At 48.7% G+C, this 9,747-nt stretch carries 7 protein-coding genes and 6 tRNA genes; 7 read left to right on the top strand and 6 right to left on the bottom strand.

The features are described 5' to 3' along the window. Positions 1–89: IS3 family transposase (locus CSQ88_RS21090; protein WP_143449507.1), on the top strand; the 89-nt coding region annotated here is incomplete at its 5' end. Between the two features lie 121 nt (positions 90–210). Here the strand turns inward: CSQ88_RS21090 and CSQ88_RS21095 are convergent. Next, positions 211–294: transfer RNA gene (locus CSQ88_RS21095), tRNA-Leu, on the bottom strand. A gap of 485 nt (positions 295–779) precedes the next feature. Here CSQ88_RS21095 and CSQ88_RS21100 point away from each other — a divergent pair. From CSQ88_RS21100 to CSQ88_RS21110, 3 genes are read left to right on the top strand one after another with little or no spacing between them, the layout of a single operon-like run. Beyond that, positions 780–1,922: an FIST signal transduction protein gene (locus CSQ88_RS21100; protein WP_099400038.1), complete on the top strand. Its 1,143-nt coding sequence runs from the start codon at positions 780–782 to the stop codon at positions 1,920–1,922. Continuing rightward, positions 1,915–4,890 (top strand): ATP-binding protein, encoded by a 2,976-nt coding sequence (locus CSQ88_RS21105; RefSeq protein WP_099400039.1) that lies wholly within the window; start codon positions 1,915–1,917, stop codon positions 4,888–4,890. The genes CSQ88_RS21100 and CSQ88_RS21105 overlap by 8 nt, the downstream gene beginning before the upstream one ends. Positions 4,891–4,899: 9 nt before the next feature. After that, positions 4,900–6,021, top strand: coding sequence for a two-component system response regulator (locus CSQ88_RS21110; RefSeq protein WP_099400040.1), 1,122 nt, complete (start codon positions 4,900–4,902; stop codon positions 6,019–6,021). Positions 6,022–6,196: 175 nt separating this feature from the next. Here CSQ88_RS21110 and CSQ88_RS21115 read toward each other — a convergent pair. From CSQ88_RS21115 to CSQ88_RS21135, 5 genes are all read right to left on the bottom strand, one after another. Next, positions 6,197–6,270, bottom strand: a tRNA-Cys gene (locus CSQ88_RS21115). A 42-nt stretch (positions 6,271–6,312) separates the two neighbouring features. Then, positions 6,313–6,388: transfer RNA gene (locus CSQ88_RS21120), tRNA-Gly, on the bottom strand. Positions 6,389–6,410: 22 nt separating this feature from the next. Beyond that, positions 6,411–6,486 (bottom strand) — tRNA-Gly (locus CSQ88_RS21125). Between the two features lie 34 nt (positions 6,487–6,520). Next, positions 6,521–6,596, bottom strand: a tRNA-Gly gene (locus CSQ88_RS21130). A gap of 28 nt (positions 6,597–6,624) precedes the next feature. Further along, positions 6,625–6,700: transfer RNA gene (locus CSQ88_RS21135), tRNA-Gly, on the bottom strand. A gap of 274 nt (positions 6,701–6,974) precedes the next feature. Between CSQ88_RS21135 and nadA the strand changes: the two genes are divergently transcribed. The 3 genes from nadA (at position 6,975) to CSQ88_RS21150 (ending at position 9,577) form a co-directional block, all read left to right on the top strand. Further along, entirely contained in the window at positions 6,975–7,892 is a 918-nt protein-coding gene (nadA, locus tag CSQ88_RS21140; RefSeq protein WP_099400043.1) for a quinolinate synthase NadA, read from the top strand. A 117-nt stretch (positions 7,893–8,009) separates the two neighbouring features. Then, a complete protein-coding gene (locus CSQ88_RS21145; RefSeq protein ID WP_099400041.1) occupies positions 8,010–9,062 on the top strand; it encodes a bifunctional nicotinamide-nucleotide adenylyltransferase/Nudix hydroxylase in 1,053 nt (350 codons plus the stop codon). Between the two features lie 71 nt (positions 9,063–9,133). Then, positions 9,134–9,577, top strand: coding sequence for a hypothetical protein (locus tag CSQ88_RS21150; protein WP_143449548.1), 444 nt, complete (start codon positions 9,134–9,136; stop codon positions 9,575–9,577). Positions 9,578–9,747: the final 170 nt, after the last annotated feature.

The following is a 9,747-nucleotide window of genomic DNA, read 5'->3' on the forward strand; positions in this document are numbered from 1 at the left end:
ACATCCATTACTATAACCACGACCGAATCAAACTGAAGTTAAAAGGGCTGAGTCCTGTGCAATACAGAACCCAGCCCTTGAGCGCCTAGCTTTTATACTGTCCAACTAATTGGGGTCAGTTCACCTTTCCGGCTTTTTTCATGGGCTGCAGGCAACAAAAAACCCGCTAAGCCTTATCGGGTGCGGGTTTAAAGTTTTGCTGCTTGAGTGTGGTGCCCGGGATCGGACTTGAACCGATACGCCATAAGCGAGGGATTTTAAGTCCCTTGTGTCTACCAATTTCACCACCCGGGCATTTCAACATCATTTGCTTTGCATTTGATTGGCATAAATCAAAGATTAATATTTTCTCTTTGGCAACTGGCTGAATTTTTATATTCTGCCTGTTTTTTTTATGCTTGTTTCAAACTGCGTCAGCGACAACAGGCGTGCATTCTATCGCGTTTCGAAATTATTGCAATACCCCTGCCACAATAATTTTTATCAGGGTGAGGTGGGTTTGGCGGGCTGATCTGATGCATTTTATGGCTAAGGAAGCTAGGTGTTTGAATTATATTCAAAAATATTTTCTGATGGCTTGTCATTGATTGATGCTTCGGCTTGTTGAGTACGTAATATTTTTTGTTTTTTTAGATCGGATGATTTTTTGCCGCCTGGCATCACTTCGTCGGTGAAGCTTTTAAAACGATAGTTTTACAGATTGCCCCTTAGAGCTGAAGATTTTGTGCAATGAATTAATTTGACTAGACTTGAATTTAGCCATGCACAGGAGCACTGCGATGCAAATTGCACAGATTAAATTAGGGCGGTTTGATCAGCTTGCCAGCCAGCTTGATGAATTAAAGGCCGTTGAGCCTCAGTGGCTGCTGGTGTTTGGCAGCCGGGCGTTTTTGGCTGATACCCCTTTATATAGTGTGCTCAGGCAAAGTTTTCCTTCGGCGGCTCTGCTGGGCTGTTCAACTGCGGGCGAGATTTCTGCGGGGGGCGTTGGAGAGGATGGCTGCGTGATTACCGCTATTCATTGGCGGTTTGGGGTGCCTCAGTGTGCATTGACGCAATTGCTGGATATGCAGGACAGCGAACAGGCCGGGCAGCGGCTGGCAGAGCAGCTTCAGCAGCCTTTGTCTGGTGTTTTGCTGTTTGCTCAGGGCGTGAATATCAATGGCAGCGCCCTAGTTGCCGGGCTGGAAAGTGGTTTGCCTGCGGGCGTGCCCATTATGGGGGGGCTTGCCGGAGATGGCACTGCATTTAACCAGACGGTGGTATTCAGCCCGGCCGGGGTTGCTGCTGATACCGTGGTGGCGATGGCGATTCCTGCCGGGGTATCTGTGGGGCATGGTTCTTATGGCGGGTGGAAGCCCTTTGGTCCCGCTAGGCGGGTCAGCCGTCATGAGGGTAATGTTTTGTACGAGCTTGATGATGAGCCTGCCTTGGATGTTTATAAGCGTTATCTGGGGGAATACGCCGGGCAGTTGCCTTCTTCCGGCCTGCTGTTTCCGTTTGAGATGCTTGGGCAGGATCATTCGGCAGTGGGTGTAGTTCGCACTATTTTGGGGGTTGATGAGGCCAGTGGCAGCCTGACACTGGCAGGAGATTTACTTAGTGATGGCTATTTGCGGCTGATGCATGCAAGTAATGATGCCTTGGTTGATGGTGCTGAATCAGCGGCTCTGGCCGCCAGAGCGCTCAATGGTGCGGTCAGCGGGCTGGGTCTGCTGGTTAGTTGTGTGGGGCGTAAATTGGTGATGGGGGGGCGTGTTGATGAAGAAATAGAAGCGGTGGCCGGGGTGCTTGGCCCGCAAATAAGTCTGGCTGGGTTTTATTCTTATGGCGAAATCAGCCCTTTGCTGGGTGCAACAGGCTGTAAATTACACAATCAAACGATGACGATCAGTATTTTGAGTGATCAGCCGTATGAATAAATTGCTCGCACGTCAGTTAAAGCGCTACCTGGCTTGGGCTGATGAGCAGGCGGTGGAGGCGATGCTGCAGGCTGCAGATTTGGCAGCGGTTGATATTCGTGACCGGTCTGTGGCGGTATTGCTGGGTAATTTCAGGCGTTTATTACTTGCCATTGACGAGTCGTATCAGCAGTTTGACCGGGATGTGGCCCTGGGCTCGCGCAGCTTGCAAATCAGCTCAGATGAACTGAGCAAGGCCAACAGCACTTTGCGCCAGGAGGTGCTGACAAGGCAGAGGGCGATTGATGCTTTATGGGAAACGGCAAATCGTTTACAAGCCAGCCTTGGGCGCCCGGCGCTGGGCAAAGAGAGCGCCGGGCTTGAGCAGCTTTCTGTGCTGATGGGAAGCTTGCTGAGTGAGCGGCAGCAGGCCGAGGCTGCATTACTGCAGCAGGAGGCGCAATTTCGCACGCTTGCAGGCAATATCCCTGGTGTGGTTTTTCGGGGAGAAATCGAGTATCCACGCGGGATGCACTATATCAATGATGAAATTGAAGTGCTAACGGGCTACTCTCCTGCACATTTTCTTTTGCCTCACCTCACGCACAGCTATGGCACTTTAGTGTTGCGAGAAGATTTGGTGCTGCTTGAAAAAACGATTCATGCCGCTTTAGCCGGGCCAGACCGCTATTCGGTGGAATATCGGATAGTCCATGCCAGTGGGGCCACCCGCTGGGTGCTTGAGCGCGGGCAAATTGTCAGAAATGCCGCTCAGCAAGCAGAATATCTGGATGGGATTATTTTTGATATTACCGATCAAAAACAGGCTGCTGTTCAATTACGTCAGCTTTCTGCCGCCATTGAGGCCAATCCTGTGCCGGTGCTGATTACAGATGCGCAAGCGGCGATTGAGTATTTAAATCCAAAGTTTGAGCAGACATTTGGTTATTCATTAGCAGAAATTAAAGGTAAAACCCCCGATTTGCTGCTTTCTGGTGAGATTAATTTGCTGGCTTATCAGGAAATGTGGCAAAGCTTATTGCGCGGGGATGAATGGCGGCGCGATGTCCGCCATTGCTGTAAATCGGGGCAGGTAGTCTGGATGTCAGTCTCGGTGTCTCCTATCCGGGATGCTGCGAATAACGTCACGCATTTTGTGGCGGTATACGACAATATTGAGCTGCGTAAGGCCACCGAAGAGGCGCTGATTAAAGCAAAAGAAGCTTCTGATCAGGCCAACCGGCTTAAAAGTGATTTTTTGGCCAATATGAGCCATGAAATACGCACCCCGATGAATGCGATTATTGGAATGACTCATCTGGCATTAAATACAGATTTAAATAAACAGCAAAGAGATTATTTAACTAAAACCAGTTGTACCGCCGAATCTTTATTACATATTCTGAATGATATTCTGGATTTTTCTAAAATTGAGGCCAATCGCCTGCAAATGGAGATATTGCCTTTCAGACTTGAGTCTGTTTTAGAAAAACTGGCTGCCCTTTATACACTAAAAGCAGAAGAAAAAGGCTTGCGGCTTTATATAGAGCAAGCTGCAGATTGTGATCTTTCTTTATTAGGAGATTCTCTGCGCATTGGGCAAATATTAAATAATTTAGTTGGCAATGCGATTAAATTTACCCCTGAGGGTGAGGTACGGGTGAAAGTCAGGTTGCTTGAAGCTGAGGAACAGCGGGTGCATTTGCAAATCGCAGTAAAAGACACAGGCATAGGCTTATCTGCAGCACAAATCGCCCAATTGTTTAAGCCGTTTTCTCAGGCTGATAGCTCTACCACCCGGAAATTTGGTGGCACGGGCTTGGGTTTATCTATTTGCAAGCGTTTGGTTGAGCTGATGAAAGGGCGAATCTGGATTGAAAGCACGCCTTTGCAGGGGAGTACGTTTTATGTGTCATTGTGGCTGATGCGCTCGGCCGAGCAGGTCTTGCCTGATCTGGTGAGCGGGCCTGTGCAGCGTCTTGATGGTGTGCGTATTTTATTGGTTGAAGACAATGTGCTTAATCAGCAGGTGGCTTACGAGCTGTTAACTAATGTAGGGGCCCGCGTCATTATTGCTCAGCATGGCGGGGAGGCGCTGGGCTGGCTATCCATTGATCCTTTGCCTTGTGATTTGATTTTAATGGATTTACAAATGCCGGTGGTGGATGGTCATCAGGCTACACAATTAATTCGCTCTGAACCCCGTTTTAATTCTCTGGCCATTGTGGCGATGACGGCGCATGCCATGTCGGATGAGCGTCAGCGCTGCTTGGATTTGGGGATGAATGACTATATTACTAAGCCTGTTCAGCCCCATGAGCTGTTTACAACGGTTGCCAAATGGGCGGGGCAGGCTGTTCGTCCTCGTCCGGAAGAGGCTAAAAAAGCAAGCAGAGTGCCTGATGAGTCTGTGCTTCCCCATTTGCCAGGCATCAATACACAGGAGGTTTTGCAGCGACTGGGGGGGAATAAAACACTGATTACTCATCTTTTTCAGCAGTTTTATCAGGATTATCAAGGGGGTTACGAGCAGTTTCAGTGCTTGTTAAAGACGGATGCCAAGGGGGCCGAACGCTGGGTTCACTCGATAAAGGGTGTGGCGGGTACTTTGGGTATGCATGATTTGATGCTGGCTGCCGAGCAGCTGGAGCGGCAGCTTCATCTTTATCCCGCAGATGAGGGGGCTGCAGCTTATCCTTTTAAATCAGCGCTCAATCATATGCTTGGAACGGTTGGCCGTGGCTATACTCAATTTATAGAACCACATAAAAATCCGCCGGATACAGAAAAAACTGGCTTGCTGATCAAACAGCTGTCGGCTCTTTTGGGTGATTGTGATGGTGATTCGGTTGATGTGTATTACCGTTTACGTGAGCAACTGGAAGGATGGGTTGAAGTGACCTTACTTGATCGCCTGGGGGAAGCAATTAATACCTTTGATTTTGAACGGGCTTTAGAAAGCCTTACGCTGATCGGGAAAAAATTGTAGGGAAGTCATATGCTCGATGCAGAGTTTAATAATCGCCGGACAATTTTATTGGTGGATGACACGCCAGCTAATCTGGCTGTGCTGAATGATTGCCTGAAAGATACTTATAAACTGCGCATCGCAAATAATGGTGAGCAGGCATTAATCCTGGCCGAGCGGGATCCGGTTCCTGATCTGGTTTTGCTGGATGTGATGATGCCAAATATGGATGGGATTGAGGTTTGCCAGCGCCTGAAGGCCAAGAGTAAAACGAATGATATTCCGGTTATTTTTCTGACGGCTAAAACGCAGGCGGCGGATGAGATTAATGGCTTTAATGCGGGGGCGGTGGATTATATTCATAAGCCGCTTAATCCGGCCATTGTGCAGGCAAGAGTCAAAAATCATATTACGATTCAGGATTTAAAAAACTCAATTCGTCTTTATAACCAGACGCTGGAAGTGCGTGTGGAGCAGCGCACTCAGGAGTTGTTGAAAATTCAGGATGCAACAATCCTAGCAATGGGTGTAATGGCCGAGCTGCGGGATGAGGAAACAGGCTTACATCTGAAGCGCACTCAGGAATACTTGCGCTGCCTTGCCGGGGCTGTGGCTGATCATCCGCGATTTATTCATCAGCTTGATCCGGAAAGTATTGCTGGAATGGCCAAATCTGCCCCTTTGCATGATATTGGCAAGGTGGGCGTGCCGGATGCTATTTTGCATAAACCTGCAAAGCTCACCGATGATGAATTTACCATTATGAAAAATCACCCTACCTATGGGCGCAATATTATTCGTGAAGTAGAGCGAATGCTGGGTGAGGAAAGCGTCTTTTTGCGCTATGCCCGGGAGATCGCTTATGGGCACCAAGAAAAATGGGATGGATCTGGCTATCCCCAAGGGGCTAAAGGAGATGAGATCCCTTTGTCTGCAAGGCTAATGGCCGTGGCAGATGTCTACGATGCTTTAGTGAGTAAGCGGGTCTATAAAGAGGCTTTTTCGCATGAGAAATCGGTGGCGATTATCCTTGAGGGTAAGGGTAAGCATTTCGATCCGGATTTAATAGATGGTTTTATAAGGGTGGCGGGGCAGTTTCAGGCGATTGCATTGCAGTATGCGGATAAAGCGGAAGACGATTTGGAGGGGTAAAGAACTTTGCGGGTGAAGGCTTGTGCTGATCACCAACACGACCCGTTAAAAAATGGCCTGCCATTTCTTCAAGGTAATAAGAGGCTGTTTTGGGTTTGTTTATGAAAAAAACCGCTTCAGAAATAACAGACAAAGAAAAAGCCCTGATTAATCAGGGCTTTTTCTTTAATACTACTGGAGGCGGAGGCCGGAATCGAACCGGCGTAGACGGCTTTGCAAGCCGCTGCATAACCATTTTGCTACTCCGCCATGGTTACTTAAATAAAGGATAAAATCTTTATTCTTAAAATTTGGAGCGGGAAAGGAGGCTCGAACTCCCGACATCTACCTTGGCAAGGTAGTGCTCTACCAACTGAGCTATTCCCGCATTGATTTGATTCTACATGAAATGGAGCGGGAAAGGAGGCTCGAACTCCCGACATCTACCTTGGCAAGGTAGTGCTCTACCAACTGAGCTATTCCCGCATCTGTCATGCTTTTACTACAGAGCTAAAATAAGTGGAGCGGGAAAGGAGGCTCGAACTCCCGACATCTACCTTGGCAAGGTAGTGCTCTACCAACTGAGCTATTCCCGCATCTTACTTTATTTCTACAACGATTTACTGGAGCGGGAAAGGAGGCTCGAACTCCCGACATCTACCTTGGCAAGGTAGTGCTCTACCAACTGAGCTATTCCCGCATCACTGCTTTGTTTCGTTTTCTTTTCTGTCGTTGCGTCAGAAGAGGAGTCGCATTATGAAGATGAGCCCCTGCTTCGTCAAGCACTATCTGCGCATTTTTCTGCCTGAAAAAGGGGGTAAATAGATAGTGGCTTGATATTTAAAGGCTAAGTTATGGTACGCTTATGGCTGCTGACGCTTGCCAGGGATACTGGTGATGCTGTTTGTCGTCAGCAATACATTATTTTTTATGCTGCCGGGATGACGGCGGCGCCTTTCATTGGAGGAATTCCCATGTCCAAACGTGTTGTCACACTTGCGCATTATTATACTCAGCCTGAAATCCAGCAGATGGCCGACAAAGTCGGCGATAGCTTGGAGCTGTCTTTATACGCTAAAGAATGCGGCGCAGACGTTATTGTGTTTGCCGGCGTGCGTTTTATGGCTGAAACCGCCAAAATTCTTAACCCGCAGGCTGAGGTGATTTTGCCAGCCAGCGGCTCCACTTGTTCCTTAGTCACCCAAACCGACGTGGCCGCCTTACAAAAATGGCGTGAAGAACACGCAGATTACGTGCATGTTTCTTATATTAACTCCTCAGCCGAGCATAAGGCTTTATCGGATTGGATTGTTACCAGCCGTAATGTGGATGACATTATCGCCAGCCTTTATGCCGAAGGTAAAAAGGTGGCGTTCTCGCCAGACCGCAATATGGGCGCGTATTTAAACTTCCAGTATGGCTACGATATGCCGCTGTGGAGCGCCGTATGCGAAGTGCACGATAAATTCAATCAGGCCGCGCTGGATGAAGCCTTTGCCGCCGTAACAGGCGCCAAATACCTGATTGCTCACCCGGAAAGCCCGCTGCCTGTGTTGCAACAGGCCGATTATGTGGGATCCACATCGGGCATGCTGAACTGGATTAAAGCCTTTGATAAAGAGCCGGATGCGGTCATCTTTGTCGCGACTGAAGACGGCATTCTCTACAATATGGGCCTTGCCCGCCCTGACTTGAATATCAAACAAGCACCGATTTACGCGGGCTGTCAGTGCAATTCCTGCCCTTATATGAAGATGAACACGATCGATGCTGTAAAACGCGCTCAAGCGGGCGAGGGCACACGCATTGATTACCTGAGCAGTGAGCAAATGGATAACGCCCGCCTGCCGATCGAACGTATGTTGGAGTTCTCCAAGCGTTATTACCAGTAAGCAAGATTGCGGAGAGAAAGGCGGGTGTGTTACCCGCCTTTTTTTGTCTTTTAAGCTTGAAGCTTGTGATTTCTTTCGGGCTTCTTTCCTATGTCAGATTAAATGACGGGTGATTGAATGATGCTGGATTACCTCGTATTTATTGGGCGCTTTCAGCCTTTCCATCTTGGGCATTTGCAGGTGGTGAAGGCGGCTTTAGAGCGGGCGGGCAAGTTGATTGTGATTTGCGGCTCGGCCCGTCAGGCAAGGAACCCGCGCAACCCCTGGACCGTGCCGGAGCGTGAAGCGATGCTGAGGGCCGCATTGCCGCCAGAAATGCAGGACAGAGTGTTTGTAGTGGGCTGCTCGGACAGAATGTATAACGATCAGCAGTGGGTGACCGAGGTGCAAAGCCTCGTGGATAAAGTGATTGCGGTGGATACCGCCAGCCTTGGCAGCCGCGAAGCGCAGTTTAAAGTAGGCATCGTAGGCAGCAGCCGCAGCAAGCACACTTATTACCTTGATCTGTTTCCGCAGTGGCAGAGGGTAGAAGTGCCCGAGATAGCGGGCATTCATGCCTCGCAAGTGCGCCGTAATCTATTTGCCGATGGCGGGGCAGGGCTTTGCGCAGATAAATTACCCGCGCCTGTCTATGCGCATTTACAAGCGTTTCGCTCAGGGGATGTTTACGCCAATCTGGAGGCAGAATGGCGCTTTGTGCAGGACTATCGCAAGGCATGGTCGGCGGCGCCTTACCCACCCACTTTTGTTACTGTGGATGCGGTGGTGATTCATTCCGGGCATATTTTGTTGGTGCGGCGTAAAAATCTGCCGGGGCGCGGGCTGTGGGCCTTGCCGGGCGGGTTTATTAATCAGGATGAGCTGGTTAAAGACGCGGTGATCCGGGAGCTGCGCGATGAAACGCGTTTAAAAGTGCCTGCGCCGGTGCTGGCGGGCTCGATTCGCTCTTCACGGGTTTTTGATCATCCGCACAGGTCCTTGCGCGGGCGCACCATTACCCATGCGTTTTTAATTGAGCTTACGCCCACTGGTGAGGGCTTGCCTAAGGTGCGTGGCGGGGACGATGCAGAGCGGGCTAAATGGGTGCCGTTATTTGAATTTAACCGTATGGAAGCCGAGTTGTTTGAAGACCATTTCTATATTGTGAATTGGTTTTTAGGGCAGATTTAAGGTTAAAAGATTATTGGCATGTTGATCTATGCTCATTTAAAGTGTTTTTTTGGATCTGGTGCCGGGGCATTATGAAAGCATTTGAATTAATAGAAAAAGAATTTTGGGAAGATTTGCTTGCCAGTTTTGATCTGGGTGAATACAGCGAAGAATTTGTAATTGAATACTCAGCCATCGGTATGAATCTTGATGCTCAAATGGGCATGGCTTTTTTTGAAGCTGATCATCATGAACCCGATGTGAAAATCAACTCATCCAGCGCAAAATTGAAAACAATCACTGATTCTAATCAGACCACCATGGTGGAATATGCATTTGATGATGATGATCTGATGCTGGCTTTTGTTCAGCCCTTAACACCAGCGAGTGAAGTGTTTTGGAAAAGTAAGTCCGATGATCAATATCATGCTCTTGCTGCTTCTGATCGCATGGCGCTGATTGCCGCACAGATCGTTTTAAATCAGGCTGCTGCATCCATTGTTGCCAGTGAATTAAAAGAAATGGGTGAGTTTTAATTAAGCTGCTGACTGATGCTAATTAAAAAAGCCTGCATCACAAGTGAACTGCACCCCAAAAGTTGGACACCCGTCCATATTTTTGGGGTGTTTTTATGTCCAAGTACTCAACGCAATTCAAGCTCTCTGTCGTTCAGCAATATTTAACTGGCGAAGCAGGTATCAAAACG

This window comes from Iodobacter sp. BJB302 (assembly GCF_002735645.1).
Taxonomy (GTDB): Bacteria; Pseudomonadota; Gammaproteobacteria; order Burkholderiales; family Chitinibacteraceae; genus Iodobacter.